The 19,019-nt window shown below is 70.0% G+C and carries 22 protein-coding genes and 1 pseudogene; 13 read left to right on the top strand and 10 right to left on the bottom strand.

Annotation, left to right across the window (positions count from 1 at the left end):
• Nucleotides 1-21: 21 nt before the first annotated feature.
• Nucleotides 22-600, top strand: a complete 579-nt coding sequence (locus tag RBH18_RS28730) for a hypothetical protein (protein ID WP_306213452.1) — start codon at nt 22-24, stop codon at nt 598-600.
• Between the two features lie 214 nt (nt 601-814).
• Here the strand turns inward: RBH18_RS28730 and RBH18_RS28725 are convergent, their stop codons facing one another.
• Nucleotides 815-1,615: an SDR family oxidoreductase gene (locus RBH18_RS28725; RefSeq protein ID WP_306213450.1), complete on the bottom strand. Its 801-nt coding sequence runs from the start codon at nt 1,613-1,615 to the stop codon at nt 815-817.
• A 121-nt stretch (nt 1,616-1,736) separates the two neighbouring features.
• On the opposite strand from RBH18_RS28725, the gene RBH18_RS28720 reads away from it, so the two are divergent.
• A complete protein-coding gene (locus tag RBH18_RS28720) occupies nt 1,737-2,666 on the top strand; it encodes a helix-turn-helix transcriptional regulator (protein ID WP_306213448.1) in 930 nt (309 codons plus the stop codon).
• A 296-nt stretch (nt 2,667-2,962) separates the two neighbouring features.
• Here RBH18_RS28720 and RBH18_RS28715 read toward each other — a convergent pair whose 3' ends face one another.
• Nucleotides 2,963-3,106: a hypothetical protein gene (locus RBH18_RS28715; RefSeq protein ID WP_306213446.1), complete on the bottom strand. Its 144-nt coding sequence runs from the start codon at nt 3,104-3,106 to the stop codon at nt 2,963-2,965.
• A gap of 85 nt (nt 3,107-3,191) precedes the next feature.
• Here RBH18_RS28715 and RBH18_RS28710 point away from each other — a divergent pair, with 85 nt between their 5' ends.
• The gene (locus RBH18_RS28710; RefSeq protein ID WP_306213444.1) at nt 3,192-3,437 is read left to right on the top strand and encodes a hypothetical protein; all 246 of its coding nucleotides are present in this window, start codon (nt 3,192-3,194) and stop codon (nt 3,435-3,437) included.
• Nucleotides 3,438-3,467: 30 nt separating this feature from the next.
• Here RBH18_RS28710 and RBH18_RS28705 read toward each other — a convergent pair whose 3' ends face one another.
• Nucleotides 3,468-4,424 (bottom strand): quinone oxidoreductase family protein, encoded by a 957-nt coding sequence (locus RBH18_RS28705; protein ID WP_306213442.1) that lies wholly within the window; start codon nt 4,422-4,424, stop codon nt 3,468-3,470.
• Nucleotides 4,425-4,570: 146 nt separating this feature from the next.
• On the opposite strand from RBH18_RS28705, the gene RBH18_RS28700 reads away from it, so the two are divergent.
• Complete coding sequence (locus tag RBH18_RS28700; protein ID WP_306213441.1) at nt 4,571-4,957, top strand: MarR family winged helix-turn-helix transcriptional regulator; 387 nt, start codon at nt 4,571-4,573, stop codon at nt 4,955-4,957.
• Between the two features lie 370 nt (nt 4,958-5,327).
• On the opposite strand, the gene RBH18_RS28695 is transcribed toward RBH18_RS28700, so the two are convergent.
• The 3 genes from RBH18_RS28695 to RBH18_RS28685 all read right to left on the bottom strand — a co-directional run bounded on the left by RBH18_RS28695 (nt 5,328) and on the right by RBH18_RS28685 (nt 7,412).
• Nucleotides 5,328-6,041 (bottom strand): hypothetical protein, encoded by a 714-nt coding sequence (locus RBH18_RS28695; RefSeq protein ID WP_306213439.1) that lies wholly within the window; start codon nt 6,039-6,041, stop codon nt 5,328-5,330.
• 142 nt (nt 6,042-6,183) lie between these two features.
• Nucleotides 6,184-6,477 carry a hypothetical protein gene (locus tag RBH18_RS28690; RefSeq protein WP_306213437.1) on the bottom strand — a complete coding sequence of 98 codons (294 nt, stop codon included), beginning with the start codon at nt 6,475-6,477 and terminating at the stop codon, nt 6,184-6,186.
• Nucleotides 6,478-6,524: 47 nt separating this feature from the next.
• Complete coding sequence (locus tag RBH18_RS28685) at nt 6,525-7,412, bottom strand: YihY/virulence factor BrkB family protein (RefSeq protein WP_306213435.1); 888 nt, start codon at nt 7,410-7,412, stop codon at nt 6,525-6,527.
• Between the two features lie 274 nt (nt 7,413-7,686).
• Here RBH18_RS28685 and RBH18_RS28680 point away from each other — a divergent pair, with 274 nt between their 5' ends.
• Nucleotides 7,687-8,004, top strand: coding sequence for a hypothetical protein (locus tag RBH18_RS28680; protein WP_306213433.1), 318 nt, complete (start codon nt 7,687-7,689; stop codon nt 8,002-8,004).
• Nucleotides 8,005-8,389: 385 nt separating this feature from the next.
• Here RBH18_RS28680 and RBH18_RS28675 read toward each other — a convergent pair whose 3' ends face one another.
• A complete protein-coding gene (locus RBH18_RS28675) occupies nt 8,390-9,262 on the bottom strand; it encodes a helix-turn-helix transcriptional regulator (RefSeq protein WP_306213431.1) in 873 nt (290 codons plus the stop codon).
• Between the two features lie 208 nt (nt 9,263-9,470).
• On the opposite strand from RBH18_RS28675, the gene RBH18_RS28670 reads away from it, so the two are divergent.
• The 5 genes from RBH18_RS28670 (at nt 9,471) to RBH18_RS28650 (ending at nt 12,847) form a co-directional block, all read left to right on the top strand.
• Nucleotides 9,471-9,878 (top strand): (R)-mandelonitrile lyase, encoded by a 408-nt coding sequence (locus RBH18_RS28670; protein ID WP_306213430.1) that lies wholly within the window; start codon nt 9,471-9,473, stop codon nt 9,876-9,878.
• Nucleotides 9,879-9,911: 33 nt separating this feature from the next.
• A complete protein-coding gene (locus RBH18_RS28665; protein ID WP_306213428.1) occupies nt 9,912-10,547 on the top strand; it encodes a carboxymuconolactone decarboxylase family protein in 636 nt (211 codons plus the stop codon).
• 26 nt (nt 10,548-10,573) lie between these two features.
• Entirely contained in the window at nt 10,574-11,428 is an 855-nt protein-coding gene (locus tag RBH18_RS28660; protein ID WP_306213426.1) for an aldo/keto reductase, read from the top strand.
• A 335-nt stretch (nt 11,429-11,763) separates the two neighbouring features.
• Nucleotides 11,764-12,102: a hypothetical protein gene (locus RBH18_RS28655; RefSeq protein WP_306213424.1), complete on the top strand. Its 339-nt coding sequence runs from the start codon at nt 11,764-11,766 to the stop codon at nt 12,100-12,102.
• A 145-nt stretch (nt 12,103-12,247) separates the two neighbouring features.
• Nucleotides 12,248-12,847, top strand: a complete 600-nt coding sequence (locus RBH18_RS28650; RefSeq protein ID WP_306213423.1) for a cadmium resistance transporter — start codon at nt 12,248-12,250, stop codon at nt 12,845-12,847.
• 688 nt (nt 12,848-13,535) lie between these two features.
• On the opposite strand, the gene RBH18_RS44180 is transcribed toward RBH18_RS28650, so the two are convergent.
• Both RBH18_RS44180 and RBH18_RS28640 read right to left on the bottom strand, forming a co-directional pair.
• Nucleotides 13,536-13,691, bottom strand: coding sequence for an aldo/keto reductase (locus tag RBH18_RS44180; protein ID WP_372339000.1), 156 nt, complete (start codon nt 13,689-13,691; stop codon nt 13,536-13,538).
• Nucleotides 13,692-13,809: 118 nt separating this feature from the next.
• Nucleotides 13,810-14,745 (bottom strand): quinone oxidoreductase family protein, encoded by a 936-nt coding sequence (locus tag RBH18_RS28640; RefSeq protein ID WP_306213419.1) that lies wholly within the window; start codon nt 14,743-14,745, stop codon nt 13,810-13,812.
• A gap of 237 nt (nt 14,746-14,982) precedes the next feature.
• Here RBH18_RS28640 and RBH18_RS28635 point away from each other — a divergent pair, with 237 nt between their 5' ends.
• A complete protein-coding gene (locus tag RBH18_RS28635; RefSeq protein WP_306213417.1) occupies nt 14,983-15,858 on the top strand; it encodes a helix-turn-helix domain-containing protein in 876 nt (291 codons plus the stop codon).
• A gap of 414 nt (nt 15,859-16,272) precedes the next feature.
• Here RBH18_RS28635 and RBH18_RS28630 read toward each other — a convergent pair whose 3' ends face one another.
• Nucleotides 16,273-16,863 carry an acyl-CoA-like ligand-binding transcription factor gene (locus RBH18_RS28630; protein WP_306213415.1) on the bottom strand — a complete coding sequence of 197 codons (591 nt, stop codon included), beginning with the start codon at nt 16,861-16,863 and terminating at the stop codon, nt 16,273-16,275.
• A gap of 204 nt (nt 16,864-17,067) precedes the next feature.
• On the opposite strand from RBH18_RS28630, the gene RBH18_RS28625 reads away from it, so the two are divergent.
• Nucleotides 17,068-18,510, top strand: a complete 1,443-nt coding sequence (locus RBH18_RS28625; RefSeq protein ID WP_306213413.1) for an MFS transporter — start codon at nt 17,068-17,070, stop codon at nt 18,508-18,510.
• Nucleotides 18,511-18,624: 114 nt separating this feature from the next.
• Nucleotides 18,625-18,912 (top strand): annotated as a pseudogene (locus RBH18_RS44255) (IS701 family transposase); the annotation flags it as partial.
• Between the last annotated feature and the right edge of the window lie 107 nt (nt 18,913-19,019).

Raw genomic sequence — 19,019 nt, 5'->3', positions numbered from 1 at the left:
ACCCCGGTCACCGATGCCCAGATGGCAACCGACCTGGCCCGCGGCCGCCGGGCACTGCGGCGCCGCCGCACGCTCACGGGCGCCGCGGGTGGCGTTTTCGCAGTAGCCGCCGTCGGTGCCGTGATCTCCTACGGCGCCGCGACCCCGCCCGGCGAGTACGCCGCACCAGCTCCCTCTGTCACAAGCTCCGTCGTCCGCACCGAACTGGTTGCCTATCGGGGCAAGCAACCCGAGGGCTTCGTCATCGACAAGATTCCGTCGGGCTGGGAGATCTATCGCAGCAGCGCCACCGCTCTGACCATCGCGCCGCTCGGCACCTTCGCCAAAGACCCGGAGCTGTGGGCCGGCAAGAACACCGTGATGCTGCAAGCGCTGGCCGACGCCGAACCGTCCGGAACCCGCGTCCAGGTCGGCGGCAGGCCCGGCATCCTGACGAGGATGGATGCCGAGGGCGACGCCAAGGCCCTGCTCGTGCGGCAACCGAGCGGGATGTATCTGACCATCCAGATCCGGGACGCCCGCGGCTGGAGCGACGACGACATCGTGGCGTTCGGCGCCGGCATCCACGTGGTGCCGCCTTCCGGGCGAGGTGGTGAGTGACGGATCTGGTATGACGCAGGCCACTTCTTCAGATTGCGACGGGAAGGGCTCGGCGGCAACGAAGGGGTGTGATGTCCCGGCACGCTGGTGCCCCCGCAGCTCGCGCACAGCTGCGTCGTTTCCTCGCCTATGTCGCGCTCTGCCTCGACCCGCCGCCTGGCCGGCCGCACCCCGTCGGAGGTGCTGCACGCCCGTGGCGGCGGGGACATCGCGCTCAGGCTGCCGGAGCGGTGACCTCCGCCAGGCGTGCGGTCAGTGCTTGACGGATCGTGGTGACGGCTTCGTCGCCCACGGCGATCCGGGCCGGCGGGTTGTCGGTGTCGGCGGCGTGCAGGATGGCGTCGACCACTTCGCGGGGGTCGCCGAACTCCTCGGCCGGCTTGGTGCCGAAGGCCTGGAAGAAGGCGCCGACCGTTGGGGCGTAGACCTCGTTGGGTGGTACGGCAAGAGATACCGAGGTGGGGCCGAACTCGGTGGCGTAGGTGCCCGGCTGGATGGCGATGGCTTTGACGCCGGTGGGTGCCAGTTCCAGGGCGAGGGCTTCGGTGATGAGGTCGGCGGCGGCTTTGCTGGCGGAGTAGAGGCCGGAGCCGGTCCAGGCGTAGACGGCGAGTTCGGAGGACAGGGTGATGACCCGTCCGTGGCGTTCGCGCAACGTGGGCAGGGTGGCCCGCAGCAGGGCGAGCGGGCCGAAGACGTGCGTCTCGAATACCTTGCGGGCGGCCGTGTCGTCGACCTGCTCGACGGCGCCGAAGAGGCCGTAGCCGGCGTTGTTGACCAGGATGTCGATGCCGCCGGCCGCGGTGACCGCGTCGGTGATGGCGGTGATGCCGTCGGGGGTGGTGATGTCGGAGGTCACGGTGGTGATGCGGGGGCTCTGGGCGGCCAGGTCGGTCAGGGCGTCGGTGCGCCGGCCGGTGGCGATGACGGTGTCTCCGCGTTCGGCGGCGGTGAGGGCGAGGGTGCGGCCGAAGCCGGAGGTGGCGCCGGTGATGAGCCAGGTCTTGTTCGTCATGGAAGGAATCTCAGCTCGGAAAGACCCGGGCCGGGGGGCGTTGATCGGCCCACCCGAACCTAGGACGCGGTGGGCCACCTTGCCGCCGGGCGGACCCCGGCCGGCGACCGATACTGGACGGGTGGTCCACAACGAAGAGCTCAGTGACTTCCTGCGTACGCGCCGGGCTGCGCTGACCCCGGAGGCGGCCGGGCTCGCGAAGGGTCCCGCGCGGCGGGTGCCCGGTCTGCGCCGCGAGGAGCTGGCCGCCCTGGCCGGCGTCAGCGTCGACTACTACACGCGGCTGGAGCAGGGCCGGCACATCATGCCGTCGGAGTCGGTGATCGACGCGCTCGCCACGGCGCTCGCCCTGGACCCGGCCGAGCGTGCCTATCTGCGCGCCGTGGCCCGGGCGAAGCCCGCCGCGCGTAAACGGGCCCCGCGCCCGCAGGTGGTGCACCCCGGGACGCTGCGGCTCATGGAACAGCTGGGCGACGCGCCGGCGTACGTGCTGGGCCGCCGCACCGACGTGCTGGCCGCCAACCGGATGGCCCGCCTGCTGCTGGCCGACTTCGACGCGATGCCGGCCCGGCAGCGCAACGCCCTGCGCTGGCTCGTGCTGGACGAGGGCGCGAAGTCGATCTGGGGCGACAAGTGGGCGAAGACCACGTCCGCGATGACCGGGATGCTGCGCCTGGACGCCGCCCGCTATCCCGACGACCCCCGCACGGCCGAGCTGGTCGGTGAGTTGTCGATGCGCAGCGAGCACTTCCGGCGCTGGTGGGCCGATCAGGTCGTGTACGAGCTTCCGCACGACGAGAAGGTCGTCCACCATCCGGTTGTGGGGAAGCTGACGTTCGCCAGCGAGGCGGTGGTGATCCCGGGCGAGCCGGCGCAAACGCTGTTCGTCTACCTGGCCCGGCCCGGGTCCGAGACGGCCGACGCCCTGGCCATGCTCGCCGGACTGGCCGCGGGAACTACAACGCCGGTTGCTCCGACCAACAGGGGCCCGCGGTCCGGACCAGCGTCTCGGGCATCAGCCACTACCGGATCGAGGCCCCGTACGCGCTGACAGGCGTCGCCGAGGCGGGCACGGTGGTGGTTCCCGGCGTCGCCCTGCCGCTGAGCGTGCCCGACGCGGTGCTGGACGCGGTGCGGGCGGCTGCCGCCCGGGGTGCGCGCATCGTCTCCATCTGCACCGGCGCGTTTGTCCCTGCCCGTGCCCGCCGTCGCCGAGCGCAGCGAGCGCCCTGCGCGCCCACTTCCAGCGCGTCCTGCAGACCAGCCCGGACCGCTACCGACGCAGCTTCGCCGGCACGACGGCCTCGTCGCCCTGGGCTCCATCGATCGGCCAGGTGGCGTCGCGGCTCAGCTGGGTCGCAGCGGCGGGTGCGGGTCGTGCGCGATGTCGACGATCGCAGCCGCGGCGCGGGCGGGGTCGTCGTCCTCCTTGCCGCTACCGTCGCGGAAGGTCTTGCGCTGAGCAGTCCCACGCGTGGCGATCTCTGGCACGCAGCCCGCGCCGGGCCTTCGCGGAAGGCGTCGAACAGATGCGCATTCCATCGACGCGGCTCGCCGCAGCGGCGTCCCGGCCTTCGTGGTCATCGCCCTGCACTACCTCGCCTTCCTCCTGCACCGCAACCACGTGCGGCGGGCCGAGATGGTGGCGTTGTCCGAGGAGGCGCTGTCGCTGGCCCTCGGGCACGACCTGCCCGAACTCGTGGTCGAATCCGCCCAGCGGCTCGCCGGGGGCGCGCTGGAGAACGGCGGCCACGCCCGCGCCCGCGAGGCGCCGGCGGCCTTCCAGGACCAGGTCGACCGCGAGGGCGACCGGTTTCGGTAGATCATCTGAGCTCGTCGAACTCGCGTGCTGTCAGGGGCGCGGGGTGATCACGATGCGGCGCTCGCTGCTCAGGGCGCGGTCCCATACCTGTTCCACGTCGGTCAGCGGCACGGCCTCGGCGTCCACGGAGAGTGACCCGTCGGTGATCGCGGCGGCGATCAGCGGCAGCTCGGCGAGGATGTCGCGGGTGTCGACCGAGCCTTGCCCACTGCCGACGATCTGCATCCGGCAGGCGCGCAGCGCCGCCGACGGGATCTGCGCGGTGGCCCCGGTGATCGAGCCGATCTGCACCCAGGACAGCGGCTTGCCCCGGTCGGTGCGGCCGGTGACGACGGCGGTCATGGCCGCGGTGGCCGGCGTGCCCCAGAGGTAGTCGATGACCACGTCGACGTCGGCCGCGACCTTGGCCAGCTGGTCGCTGTCGAGGGCGACGACGTCGGTGGCGCCGAGCCGTCGCAGGCCCTCCAGCTTCTCGGTGTCGCGGCCGGCGGCGATGATGTGACTGGCGTCGAAGAGCTTGGCCACCTGCACGGCCAGCTGGCCGGCGCTGCCGGTGGCGCCGAGGATCAGGATCTTCTGTCCAGGGGTGAAGGTGATCCGGCGGCGCAGCGCTACCCAGGAGGACATGGCCGGGTTCATCGCCGCCGCCACCAGAACGGGGGACGTGCCGGGCGGCAGCAGAATGCTGCGCCGGGCGTCGATGATCGTCTGCTCGGCCATGGAGCCCAGTGTGGTGTCCGGGAGGATGAAGTAGCGCATGTTGCCCTCGGCGTCGCGGCCCACGCCGTCGATGCCCGGCACCAGCGGCAGTTCGCCGGTGCTGGTGTAGTGAGAGCCGTTGGCCTGTGACAGCACCCGCGGGTGCAGGCCGGCGGCGAGCACGTCGACGACCAGTTCGTTTCCGGCCGGGGTGGGCAGGGTGAAGTCCTGGTAGCGCGGGGTGGTGCCGAACGAGGAGACGACGGCGGCTTTCATGCTGACCTCCACGGGCGCAATTTAGTTCGTTATACACACTAAATTAGATGGGGTTACGAACCACGTCAAGGCGCTGATCGGTGGTATTCAAAACCATCTCGCGTACGCTGGAGGTCATGTCCCCGCAACCGCAACCCGGCTCACGAGCGGAAGTCCTCGTGGATTCCCTGGTGCAGACCTCGTTCCGGATCACCAGCGTCCTCACGCGCATCGGCGCCGAGCACGACCTCTCCCTGACCCAGATGCGGATGCTCGGCATCCTCGTCGACCACCGCGTCCGCGTCACCGACCTGGCCACGCACATGGGCCTGGACAAGTCGACGATGTCCGGGCTGATCGATCGGGCCGAGCGCCGCGGCCTGGTGCGCCGGGAGAAGAACCCCGACGACGGCCGGGCGATCGACGTGCTGATCGACGCGGCCGGCCTCGAACTGGCCCGCCAGGCCTACCGTGAGGTGCACGAGGCCATGTCCCCCGCCGTCGACCGGCTGGACCGCCGCCAGACCGAATCACTGATCAAGCTTCTGGGCCTGTGGCTGGGATGAGTCCGTCCTGGGTCGTCACCGGCGGGGCGGCGAGCTGCGGCTCGTGGGACGCCCGCCGCCTCGGGCAGCCTCGACCGCGGATGCGGATGTCCGTGGGCGAGTGCAACCGTGGCGTAGAAGGCCACCGCGCCGGCACGGGATGTGGTTGAAGAACTCGGCCCGGACTGGTGGCGTTCCGCTGGCGGCGCCGGGCCCCGTCCCCGGCTTCGGCAGCCGGGTCACGCCGGGCAGGTACGCCCTGACGCTGTGGCGGCAGTTCGGGTGGTGGAGGCCAGTGGCCCGGGCCAGTCACCGTCCCATCGCCCCGGCGAGACGGGGATAGCGGCCTTTGGGAATGCCGGCCGTCCCTCGGCGTGGCGGTGGAGCCGGGTCAGGCGGTGCGGACGGCGACGGTGGTGCGGGCAGTGCGGCGCTGGGGGCGGGCGGCGGCGACGATTTCGCGGGCCGGGATCGCCAGGACGGTGGCGGCGGCGGCTTCGCGGTGCAGATCTTCACTGGTACGCCGGGCCAGTTGCGCGTCGTGCCAGGTGGCCTGCTCGGTGGCCACGGCGCGGCGGTGCTCGGCCAGCAGGTAGGCCGCGGCGGTGCGCAGCACGACCAGTTCCTGCTCGACCGGGTGCAGCCGGGCGTCCCAGCCCCGGCCGGCCAGCGCATCGCCGACGGCGGTTGCCGGCAGTTCTCCGCGTTCGGCGGCAACGCTCACGGCCTGGTGCAGCCAGCGTTCCCGGGCGGCGTACTCGCTCGGGGTCGGTGCCGTCCACGGGGTCCGGAACGCGGCGGCGGTGTGGGCGCGGTCGAGGCGGGCCTGGGCGTCGAGCCACGCCTGCCACGTGGCGTTGACGTGCTGCTCGCTGTCCTGCCAGTGCTCCAGCCACCGCTGCGCCCCGCGTTCGGCGCGCTGGGCGGCGACGTGCAGCTCGTCGGCGTACCGGATGGTCTCCTCGGCCTGCCGGATCCGGTGGCGGCGCTGCTCACGCAGGGTGCGCATGGTCCCGGCGGTTTCGCGCAGGGCGCGGGTCGGCTCGCTGATGCCGTGCGGGCTGGCCAGCAGCACCAGCGAGAGCAGCGCGAGCACCATCAGCACGCCCCACACGGTCGCTGGCCGGGGGTCATTCAAGATCATTTCGGCGACAAGGTTCATGGCGGCATTCCCGTCCGTGGGATCGATGAAAGTCGACAGCCGCACGCCGTCGAACGGGCGCGCGGAAAGAGGAGAGGGGGTGCGGTCAGGCGCGAGTGGACGGAGGCGCGCGCGAACCGCGCACTCCGGCGACGGCCTGCGGGTGCAGCACTTGCGGGGTCCCGGCCACGACGTCGGTGGCGGCGGGGAGCTCCTCGGGCAGGTCCGCGGCCGGCTCCGGCGCGGGAGCCGCCTCGATCTGCGCCACGGCGGCCACCCGGGACGGCGCCTCAGATGCCGCGGGGACCACGGCAGCGGTGGCGAAAGGCCCGGTCAACAGCAGCGCGAGCAGGACAGGCAGGGACCGCCGCACGAAGCCGCGCACGCCGTCCCTCGTCATGCGCGCCACCTTACCCGCCGCGCGGCGCTTCTTGCGTGATCATGGGACTACTCGGCGTGCCAATCGGCGGCGCGCTCCGCGGCCGGGGGTCCGCCTCGGGGCGGCGGTTGGTCCACCGAGGTGTCGACGTGGTCGCCCTCGGCGAGATCGAGCGGCCGTCCGGTCCCGCTGGTCGCTGTCAGCGCGGCGGCGAACAGGACCAGTTGGTTGACGGCGCTGAGAAACACGAGCAGCCCCACCGAGCCGCCGACGAGGTGGTAGGTGGGATTGGCCTCGGTGGCCCGCACGTACAGGCGGCCCAGGGTTTTGAGCCCTTCGAGCCCGACGGAGACGAGCAGTGCCGGCGCCAGGACCCGGCGGATCGGCATCCGGATGCGCGGCAGCCCGGTCAGCATGCCGGCGGCCAGCACCATGTTCACCGCGAGACCCAGCACCAGCCCGACCACGGCCAGCGGCCACCGCGACGGTGTGGCGTCGGCTGCGTCGACCGCCCGGCCGGCGATGGTCGTCGTCACGTAGGCCACCCACAGCGACGCGGCCAGCAGGACACCGAGCCCGGCCAACACGCCCATGTCGACGAGCACGCGGACGACCAGCTTGCCGGGATACTCGGTGAGTCCCCAGATCTTGCGGATCGAGGAGCGCATCACGTCGACCCAGAACCATCCCGAGATCGGCAGGCCGACGAACGCGATCACCCCCGCGGTGTTCCGGGCGTTGCGCAACTGCTGCACGTCGATGTGGGGCAGGTTCTCCGCGGCGTACCTTTCCACCGACTGCAGCACCGCGGGGTCGTCGAGCGCGAACGCGAAGACGGCGAAGCCCAGCAACCCCAGGGAGAAAGTGGCGAAGAACGCGTAGTACGTGACAGCTGCCGCGAGCCGGCCGCCGTCGGCCTCGTCGTAGCGCAGCACCGCGCGGGTCACATGATCCACCCAGCCGATGCGACTGCGCCACCGGCGCCAGGCCGCCGCGATCCTCCGTGCGCCACGTCTGCCTGCCACGGCCGCTGCGATACCCGTACGCCACCCGGTTACGCGCTGCGGATTCGCGGCCGGTCGGTTCTGCTGACGTCCGCGCCCGCAGGCAGGGTCGTCGTCAGGGTGCTGCGCCGCCGTCGCCCGGTTCTCGCGGGGCGCGGGGCCACGGCCATGATCCATCCTGCGCCGACGTGCATGGAGTGGAGGAACGCGCGGTCGGCGGCGTGCCGTGCAGGCCGCGGCCGTCGACGGTCTCTGGAGTACGGCCGGCAACAGGCCCATCGGCAGGCAGGACCTGAAGGGCGTCTCCGCGCGGGTCGGCCGGGACCAGGTCACTCAGGCCGGCGGCGTGGTCGCCGTTCTCGACGATGACGGCGAGTTCGTCTTGCCTGCCGAGCAGGGCGAACGCCTCATCTGCTGTCTCGCATCAGCCGATGCCTGGGGCGGCGGGGTGATTCAGGGCTGCGGGTTCGTGACTCTCCCGGCGGCCGGCGGACTGGAGATCAGCGACGGAGAAGGCGGCTTCGCCGTCGAAATGAAGGAGTAGCGGCCCCAGCATCCGGTAACCAGCCGCTGCGAGGCCACTGGTCACGACCATGGCGGTGAAAGGCGCAATCGCGTCGGACGTCAGCTGACCCACCGCGCGGCGGCACGAAACACCGACGGGAGTCCTCCGACTCACTCCTCCGCCAAGGCAATGCCGACGACCGCAGTCGCGCAGGCCGATTGCATGACTCAGACAAAAGCGGCAAGGCTCTGTGCGTTCTTGCATGTGGGGCCCTGCGAAGGGCAACTGGAGCGTGCGGGCTTCGGGGACGCTGTCGCCGAACTCGACATTCGGCTTCTCCGGCGCGGGCCCAGAACAGCGCCGCCTGGACGGCCACGAGCAGCTTGATCTCGCCGTCCGGGGCGCACTGACTGCAGGAAGGCGCTCACGTGTCGGCCGGTGTGCTCGCCGACGTGTGGGTGGCGGTCCAGCTGGCCAGCAGGCGCAATGTTTCGTGGGCGGGTGTGCCGGCTTCGGCGCTGTAGGCGGTCAGGGTCAGGCCCGGGTCGGCCGGCAACGGCATGGCCTCGAACGCGAGGTCGAGCCGACCGGCGACCGGGTGTTGGAAGTGCTTGACACCGGTGTGGTGCAAGCGGACGTTGTGCGCGGCCCAGCGGGACCGGAAGTCGTCACTGCGGGTGGCGAGTTCCCCGACGAGGTCGGTGAGGGCACGGTTGTACGGGTCGCGGCCGGCCTCGGTGCGCAGCAGGTTGACGGTGGTGTCGGCGGCGTCGGCCCAATCGGGGTAGAAGTCTTCGGCGGCGGGGTCGAGGAAGCAGAACCGGGCCAGGTTGACCGGCCGCGCGGTGGTGGCGAAGGCGGGCGAGTAGAGGGCTCGACCGATGGGGTTGACGGCAAGGATGTCCAGCCGGCCGTTGCGGACGAAAGCCGGTGCATCGGTCATCGCGTCGAGCAGGCTCTGCACACCGGGACGGATCTGCTGCTTGGCCGGCCGTCGCCGCGTCCGAGGGTTGGTGTTGGCGGCGCGGGCGAGATCGTGCAGGTGGGAGCGTTCGGCCTCGTCGAGCTGCAGAGCTCGGGCGATGGCGTCCAGGACGCTGTCGGAGACGCCGCTGAGGTTCCCGCGCTCCAGGCGGGTGTAGTAGTCGGGGCTGACCCCGGCCAGCATCGCCACCTCGGCCCGGCGCAGTCCGGCGACGCGGCGGGTGCCGCCGTAGTTCGGCAGCCCGGCCCGCTCGGGCGTGATCTTGGCGCGCCGGGAGGCCAGGAACTCGCGTACGTCACCCTGGGTGTCCATGCCAGCAACGTTACGACGACCGGCGTACGGCAGAGGGGTTCTGCCACTACCTGCTACGGCAGCCCCTCCCACCTGCGACGTTCCCGGCGTTGCATAGACGACGTAGCCCCCGGCCGGCCAAACGTTCGATCGGCAGCCGGGCCGCGGTCCGCATAGCGACCGATGCCGGGGAACGCCCCTTTCCGATTCGATCACTCGAAGGACACTCATGGATCTGCTGCCTGTACGCCCGACCGTCAAGACGCCCGCGCAGGCGTTCACCGGCGACGTCTACATGACCCCCATCTACAGCGGCACCGGACTCTCGCGATTGACCGTGGCCCTCGTCCGGTTCACGCCCGGCGCCCGCACCAACTGGCACTCCCACGCCGTCGGGCAAACCCTGCACGTCACCGAGGGCGTGGGCCTGGTGGGCACGCGCGACGGCCACGTCCTGCGCATCCATGCAGGCGAGACCGCGGTCTGCCCGCCCGGCGAGGAGCACTGGCACGGCGCCGCTGCCGACACCTTCATGAGCCACCTCGCGATGCTCGAAGCCGATTCCGGCGGCGGCGACCCCACCACCTGGCTCGAACCCGTCACCAACGAGCAGTACGAGCAGGCCAACAAACATTGATCCAGCAGCATCGCCGCAAGGGACGGAAAACCGATGACCAACACTTTGACCCCACAACAGCACGCTGCCGCCGCCATCGCCGCCCACACCGCGTCCGGCCGGATGCCACAGCTGCACGACGCCCTTACCGACGGACTGAACGCCGGGCTCAGCATCAACCAGATCAAAGAGATCCTGGTGCAGATGTACGCCTACGCGGGCTTCCCGCGCAGCCTCAACGCCCTCGGCACCTTCATGGTCCTGATCGAGCGACGCCGCGCCGACGGCATCACTGACCCGGCCGGTGAAGAACCGAAGAACCTGCCTGCGGACACCGACATGCTGGAGGCCGGCACCGCCAACCAGACCCAGTTGTCCGGCGCGCCGGTGGCCGGCCCGCTGTTCGAGTTCGCCCCCGCCGTCGACAGGTTCCTCAAGACCCATCTGTTCGGCGACATCTTCAGCCGCGACAACCTCGACTGGCAGACCCGCGAGATCGCCACCGTCGCCGCCCTGACCAGCCTCGACGGCGTGGAAAGCCAGCTGCAGTCGCACCTCGGCATCGCGTTGAACACCGGCCTGACCGGTCCGCAGCTCCGCGATCTCATCACGCACCTGAACCCCGCTGTCGGCCCGGACCGCAGCGGCCGTGCCGCAGACATCCTCGACAAGGTCCTGGCCGCCCGCTGAGGCCACTACGCAAAGAAGGCAAACCCATGATCCTCAACGAGACGTACACCTTGTCCAACGGCGTCGAGATCCCCAAGCTCGGTCTGGGCACCTGGTTCATCGACGACGACAAAGCCGCCCAGGCAGTCCGCGACGCCGTCGCCATCGGATACCGCAACATCGACACCGCCCAGGCCTACGGCAACGAACGCGGCGTCGGCGAAGGAGTGCGCACTAGCGCTGTTCCGCGCGACGAGCTGTTCGTCTCCACAAAGCTGGCCGCCGAGATCAAGAACTTCGATGAAGCAACCGCTGCGATCGACGGCTCCCTGATCACGCTGGGGCTGGACCACATCGACCTCATGCTGATCCACAGCCCCCAGCCATGGAACGACTTCCGCGGCGGCGACTACGCCGATGGCAACCGTGAGGCCTGGCGCGCACTCGAGGACGCTCACCAGGCCGGCAAGATCCGTGCCATCGGCGTCTCCAACTTCCAGCAGACCGACATCGAGAACATCCTCAAGACCTGCACGGTCACTCCACACGTCAACCAGCTACTCGTCCATGCGGGCAACACCCCGGACGAACTTGTCGCCTACTGCCAGGACAAGGGCATTCTCGTGGAGTCGTACTCGCCCATCGCCCACGGCACGATCTTGAAGAACCCGGAAATCGTCGCCATGGCGGACCGGTACGGGGTAACCGTCGCGCAGCTGTGCATCCGCTACACGCTGCAGCTGGGCACCGTGTCTCTGCCCAAGACCGCGAATCCGGAACACATGCGAAGCAACGCCAACGTCGACGTTTCGATCTCCGACAACGACATGACCCTGCTCCGCAGCCTGCGGGCGCGCGACTACGGCGAACACAGCGAGTTCCCCGTCTACAGCGGCAAATAGCCGGGATCCATCAGCTGTACCCACGCGGCCCGAACGACCGATCACCCCTGCCGACATCGGCGTCACCGGCATACTCCCACCCCCGCCGGCGATGTCCCCTGCCCGCGATGGGTCCGGAACGTTGAACATCGAATCCATCCGATCGAGGAACGCCACGGGCGATGCCCGAACCGGTGAACAAAGCGCAGGCCACCTGGACCGTCGGTGATCCGCCCTGCCCGACGTGCGTCGGCGCCTACCGCCGCTCAAGATCGCGGCATGAGATGCTGTGATCTCGCTGCGGTGGGGAACGGACGCTGGTAGGGGGCGCGGTGACACGACGGTGGTCATGCGTCGTGCTGTTGACCGTCCTGAGCTTGATGATCTACCTGATCACCCCGGATTGGCTGCCCGCCGCTCACCAGCCTGACCCGCTGCCGGCCGGCGGGCAGAGCGGGCTGGCCGGTAGCGCCCACGATCCTGCCCAGCATCCTCAGCTGACCTCCGACGGCCTGACCATTCTGCCCCGCGCAGACACCCGGCCCGCCGGCGTCGACGCCTCACTGCTGCCGCTGGCCGCGTTCAGTCGGGCCTCCGCGGACCCGTCCCCGCGGCGTCGGGGTAAAGGGGTGACCTGGCAGTCCGTCGCCGCATGGCGGCCCGACCTGCACGCCCTGCGGATCCTGCGCTGCTGACCGCGCCTGGGCCGAACACAACCCGCCGCACGCCTTCGGTGCCGCGACGGCCGAATTGTTCCATGCCCTCCGCGTCCTCGTCAGCAGCATCTTCAAAGGTTGATCACATGCAGACATCTGTCACCGGCGCCATGGCTGGACGGCCATGTACCTGAGCATCATCGGACAGGCTGCGGGCCTGTTTGCCGTCACCAATATCGACGACATCCTGATCCTGGCCCTGTTCTTTGCCCAAGGCGCAGGCCGCCGGAACACCACCCGCAACATCTTTGCCGGTCAATACCTCGGCTTCGCCGGCATCCTCGCCGTCGCCGTGGCGGCCGCGGTCGGCGCCACGTTCCTGCCCGAGCGGGCCGTGCCCTACCTCGGTCTGCTTCCGTTGGTCCTGGGCATCAAAGCTGCCGTCCAAGCCTGGCGGCACCGCAACGACAACGACGACGACCGGACCGAGGCGACCAACGGCGCTCCCGGCGTCCTCGCCGTCGCCGCCGTCACGTTCGCTAACGGCGGTGACAACATCGGCGTCTACGTACCGGTCTTCGCCAGCGCGGGTGGCGGTGGCATGACCGTCTACGTGATCGTCTTCCTGCTCCTGGTCGCCGTATGGGTCGCCGGCGGGCTGTTCTTCGCTATTCGCCCGATCATCGCCAGGGCACTCAGTCGCTGGGGACACGTCCTGCTGCCCATCGTCCTGATCGGCATCGGTCTGCTCATCCTCATCGAAGGCGGCGCCTTCGGCTTGTAGCCCTGGGTGGCGAGGGAGGGGGCGTCACGCGGGGCACCCCCTCTCCGGCGTTCACGACCTGGTCTCGAACACCACCGACAAACGGGCTTCGGACTCGGCTCTGCCTGGACCTGTGGGATGGACGGCCGGCGGTAAGCCGTTGTCGTGCGGTGTGGTTTCCGGCGAACCACGTCGTCATCTGGCCGATATCGAGATCGAATATTCGCGTTCCGCGCCGGCGGCGTCCTGGCTGGCGCCGTGCGCGGTCACCAATCCGTATGCTCTGCCTGCGCGACGGTATCCCCAGTCCATCCGCGATATCAGCAGAACGTGATTATGCTCCGATAACGGGATGACTGGTACGGACTTAGCCGCAGGTCCGACGATTTTTCCACGAGAACCCGGAATGCAGGCGACCTTTGCCGAACAGGCCGACGTGCTGACTCGGCGCTGATTACGCCTGAGCGAGGAACTCCGGCGAATGCTCACGGCGATCGGCCTCGCGTCGGCCGGCCGGCCGGGCGCCCGGCCGGCCACGACGTTGGGCATGCCGGCCGGCGCGATCGCCTCCTTCGGCTGATCCGGGTTGCCCCACCCGGCGGTCCGGAACATCACGGTGCTCGGTGCCGAGGAGTCCGCGATGGAGCGCGGCCGCAACCATGGCGCCGTGCTGATCGACTGCGAGACCCGCAAGGCCGTGGACGACCGCTTACTCGGTTTTCTGGGAGGACCAGGTCGAACATTGTTTCTGTGCGATCCGGCTCGGGTTGGTCGACTTCGGGATCGCCGAGCGGCCTTGCTGCAAATGCCAGCGCAGCATCACCTGAGCCGGGGTTTTCCCGTGCTCGGCGGCGAGCGCGGCGATGACGGGATCGTGCAGGACGTTGCGTCGGTGTTCGCCCCAGCCGGGGTAGAAGGTGATCCCGCCGATCGGTGACCACGCCTGGGTGAGGTTGTCGATGATCTTGGGTGGATTGGAGGGTTCAGAAGGTGAGCACGATGCGGCCGCGCAGGCCGCCCGCGTCCAGTAGCCGGTGCGCCTCGCCGGCCTGCTCGGCCGGCAGGACCTGTCCGACCCGCGGGATGAGCCGGCCCTGTTGCGCCAGGTCGCGGATGCGCAGGAGTTTGGCGTGTTCGCGGACGTAGTGTGGTACGAAGGTGTGCTGGGTGGCGATGCCGCGTTCGCCGGTCCCGGCGGCGCGTCGATCGGACGACACCGCCCGGCCGCCGTCACGTATCGCACGCAGGACCGTCGCGGCGATGCCCGCGGTGTCGATCAGGCCGTCAGCGCCGTCAGGCATCTGCCTGCGTACCAGGTCCGGGAACTCGGTTCCCCGAGGCAGCACGATGTCGGCGCCCAGCGTTTTGACCAGCTGTTCATCGGCTGGCGTGGCATCGGCGATGACCTGGTAGCCGTCGGCCTTGGCCAGCTGGACGGCGGATCCGCCGACCGCGCCGGCCGCTCCGGTGACCATCAGGGTGGCCCCGGCGGGCAGGTCCAGCAGGTCGAGCGCCATGCGGGCGGTCAGGCTGTTCATCGGCAGCGTGGCGGCCTCGGCATGACTCATGCCGGCCGGGGCGCGCACCACCGACTCGGCGGGGACGACGACGTACTCGGCGTAGGCCCCGCGTGTCCCGGAAACCAGCACGACTGCCATGACGTTGTCACCCACCCGTAGGTCGGTGTCGACGCCGTCGCCGATCTGTTCGACTACGCCGGCCGCGTCCATCCCGGGAACGTAAGGGGCCTCGATGCCGGCAACGTGAGCGATGCCCCGGCGTACCAGCGCGTCGACCGGGTTGACCGCCGCCGCATGTACCCGGATCCGGATCTCACCGGGTGTCACCTCGGGGACGGCAAGATCAAGCACTTGCAGTACCTCCGGTCCGCCGAACTGCGTCAGTCCTACCGCCTTCATGACCGCTCCTCTGGTGGATCCGCCGAGCGCCTCCGCTCGTTCCAGGCTCCAGACTCCGCGCGGCCCCATGTCGCAGACAGGGACGGATTACTCCCTGCCGGGGGAGGGTTGTGCTCGCTGATCGCAGATACACCACTGGCGGTTTGTCCGCCCGAATACCCGGCTGGGAGGTCATAGTGCTGCCAGGGAGGAAACTATCCCCGGCAGTTCGGCGCCTCGGATGCCAAGCTCGATGACATGGGACAAGACGCGAACCTGAATGAACTCGGAGAATTCCTCAAGGCCCGGCGGGCACGGATCAGCCCGGCGCAAGCCGGGCTCCCCGAAGGTGCCCAGGCACGCCGCGTCCCGGGCCTGCGACGCGAAGAGGTCGCGGTGCTGGCCGCCATCAGCACCGACTACTACACCCGGGTCGAACAGGGCCGTATGCGGGCCTCCCCGCCAATCCTCGAGCACATCGCTCGCGTCTTGGGTCTCGACGACGACGAACGCGACTATATGTTTGAGCTCGCCGGTGATCCGATCTCACCGCGGCCGCGCCGGGGAACCCGGCAGAAGGTCGACCCGCAGCTGCAACGCCTGCTCGACGATTTGAGTATGACTCCTGCGTTCGTGATCGGCACCCGGACCGAGGTGCTGGCCTGGAACCCGATCGGTGCCGCCTTGCTCACCGACTTCGGCCGGATCCCGGAGAAAGACCGGTTCTTCCTGCGGGTGCTGTTCACCGACCCGGCCCTGCGCAATTTGTACGCCGACTGGGAAGACGTCGCCCGGATGGCGATCGCCCAGGTGCGCCGCGACAGCACCCGCCACCCCCACGATCCGCGGCTGGCCACCCTCGTCGGTGAGCTCTCGATGCGCGACGCCCAGTTCCGGCAGTGGTGGGCTGCACACGACGTAGCGCACCGCGGCACCGGAACGAAACACCTGCGCCACCCGATCGTCGGTGACCTGTCCCTCGACTGGAACACCCTGTCCTGCGCCACCGACCCCGATCAGTCCATCATCGTTTGGACCGCTGAACCAGGCAGTCCCAGCCACGACGGCCTGTCGCTGCTCGCCCACTGGGCGGCCGATCCAGCACGAACCGCCGTCGAGATCATCCCTGACTGACAGCGAGCACACGGCGCAGGCGAACCGGACGCTCGCCGGTCGGCGTGGGCCGCCTGGACTGGAGCCGCTCGGATCCCGGTAGCCTGCCGGCCGTCATCACGGCCCGGCCGGCAGCGGGGCCTGTAGAGCCGCCTCGGCGCAAGCCGTGGCGGCACCCCGCAGCCGCTCTCCCGCCATCACCTCGAGCCGGCGTCGCCGCCGCTCGATCAGGTGCTCGGCCCGCGGCTGGCCGACGGTCGGTCCCCATTCCTTGGGCCGCCACGCAGGCAGGAGGCAGGACGGCGCCGTTACGCCGCCGTCTCCGCGGGAAAGGGCACCAGACTCGTCACGACGGAGTGGCCGATGGGGGCTCTGACGTCGGTCACCGGCCGCGAGCGCACTCCCTCGGGATGAGACGGCGCGGGGCGCAGGCAATCAGGAGTGGGCGAGGGTGGCGAAGGCTTGGTCGAGCAGCCCGGGCAGGTCGCGCTCGCCCTTGGACGCGGTCCACTGGTCGACGGCGATGCTGAGGCAGATCAGGGCTGTAGCGGCGAGCACCGCCGGCCGGATGGCGTCGGACGGGGCGCCCGAGCGCTCCGCGACGATGGCGGCCAGGACTGGTCGCAGGTTGGCCTGTCGTTCCAGGTTGCGGGCGCGCAGCGCCGGTGTCTCGGCGATGAGCTGGGCGAGCAGGAGTGCTGTGGCGGGGTCGTGACCATAGTGCCTGAGCACGGGATCGAGCGACCTGCGCAGCGCGGTCCAGTCGTCCTCGGTCGCCGGGCGCTTGCGCAGGGCTTCGGCGACCTCCGCCTCGTGCTCGTCGGAGGTGCTGAGCACGGCCTCTTCCTTGGTGCCGAAGTAGCGCAGGAAGGTGCTGCGTGAGACGCCGGCCGCCTCGGCGACGTCGTTGACGGTGACTCGGTCGAACCCGTCGCGGCGGAACAGATCGATGGCGACCTCGGTCAGCCGGGCGCGGATGGCGACTCTCGCGATGTCTCGGGCGGTGCCGTGCGCACGGGTAACCATGCTGACATCGTACCTTCGCTGAAACTCAGTGTCAGTTTAAGTGTTGTGTTTCATATAACTATTGAGACTGATTCTGACACTCAGTATCTTTCTGGCGTGGAGGCTCACGAGCGACCACCACGGCGAAGGTCCGGCCGCAATCAGCGGCTCATGCCCCCCGGTCCGGGGCGGCATGCCGCCGCTCATCGATACAGGGGATGACGAGTGACTGATTCCGAGAAAGCCATCCGCCCCGGCGGCATCGTGGCGGTGCTGGCATTCGCCGGCATCACCGGGGCGATCATGCAGACGGTGGTGACACCGCTGATCGGTGAGCTGCCGCAGCTGCTGCACACCACCTCCGCCAACGCCACCTGGGTGATCACCGCGACGCTGCTCGCGGCCGCCGTTTTCATGCCGGTCATCGGCCGGCTCGGTGACATGTACGGCAAGAAGCGCGTCCTGCTGATCTGCTGCGCGCCGCTGTTCATCGGCTCGGTGCTGTGCGCGCTGTCCACCGCGCTGGTGCCGATGGTGATCGGCCGCGGTCTGCAGGGCGTCGGCATGGGCATGATCCCGCTCGGCATCAGCCTGCTGCGCGACGTGCTGCCGCAGGACAAGCTCGGCTCGTCGATCGCCCTGCTGAGCGCGTCGCTGGGCATCGGCGGTGGGCTGGGGCTGCCGCTTTCCGCGGCGGTCGCCGAGTACGCCGACTGGCGCGTGCTGTTCTGGGGCGCGGCCGTGGCCGCCGTGCTGATCGCGGTGCTGATCTGGCGGATCGTGCCGACCGCGCCGGTGTTCGCCAAGGGGCAGAAATTCGACTACGTGGGCGCGCTCTCCCTGGGCGCGGGTCTGATCGGTGTGCTGTTGTCGGTCACCAAGGGTGCCAGCTGGGGCTGGGGTTCCCCGACCACCCTCATCCTGTTGGCCGGCGGGATCGTAGTGCTGCTGGCATGGGGCTGGTGGGAGCGCCGCCACCACGACCCGCTCATCGACCTGAAGGTCAGCGCCCGCCCCCAGGTCCTGCTCACCAACACCGCGTCGCTGCTGATCGGCTTCGCCATGTACGCCCAGTCGCTCGCCGTCCCGCAGCTGCTGCAGCTGCCCGTGGCCACCGGCTACGGCCTGGGTCAGTCGATGCTGGCCATGGGCCTGTGGCTGCTGCCCGCCGGCCTGACCATGATGGCCGTCTCGCCGTTCGGCGCCCGGATCTCCGCGGCCCGTGGACCGAAGTTCACCCTGGCCGTCGGCTCGCTGGTCATCGCCGCCGGCTACGGGGTCTCGCTGGCGCTGCTCGGCACGACCTGGGGGTTGATGGCGGTCGCCATCGTCACCAACGCCGGTGTCGGACTCGCGTACGGTGCGATGCCCGCCCTGATCATGGGCGCCGTGCCCCGCTCGGAGACCGGTGCGGCGAACAGCTTCAACACCCTGATGCGCGCCATGGGCAGCTCGATCGCCTCCGCCGTCATCGGTGTGGTGCTCGCTCAGATGACGACGTCCTTCGCGGGACGTCCGCTGCCGTCGGAGAACGGCTTCCGCGTGACCATGCTGATCGGTTGCGCGGTCGCCCTCCTCGCTTCCGCGATCGCCGCGACCATCCCGGCGCGGCGCCCCGCCACCGAGCCGGGAGCCGCCGAGGGCCGCTCGCTGGCCGAGGTCCACTGACCCCACCCGCACCTGGCCGTGGTGGGTGGACGCACGCGTCCGCCGGAGCCGTCCACCCCCTGGGCCGCAAGCCGTGGATGACGCCGGGTCACCCGCCGCGCGGTGGGGCCCGGTGTCTCCTACGGGCCGGATGCGCACGGCCCGCGCTATTGCTGGTGGGCGCTAGTCCCGATCCGGGTGTGTTCTGGCGGCCAGGGCGTGGGCATTGGCCACTCGCCCCGCGCACCATCAGCACGGGCGAGCCGGCCTCCTACGTCTGCTACGGGCCCGGAAAGACCCGGCTGATGGACCTGGCCCGCATCGCCGGCACCAGGTGGGCCCCCGAGGAAATGCTTCCAGCAGGCCAAGAACGAGGCCGGCCTGGGCGAGTACCACGTCCGTGACTGGCGAGCCTGGCACGCACCACATGGCAGTGGTCGGACTGGCGCCGCGGACGCCGGCACCCGGCCCGCCTCAGCCACTACAAACGCCGAGGCCACCCACTCTGCTGCGTGCCGTTGCAGTACTCG

Origin of the sequence: Actinoplanes oryzae (assembly GCF_030757795.1) — a bacterium.
In the GTDB taxonomy this organism is placed as follows: domain Bacteria; phylum Actinomycetota; class Actinomycetes; order Mycobacteriales; family Micromonosporaceae; genus Actinoplanes.
The sequence above is the reverse complement of the archived record's forward strand: the minus strand, read 5'-3'. Positions and strand labels throughout refer to the sequence as shown.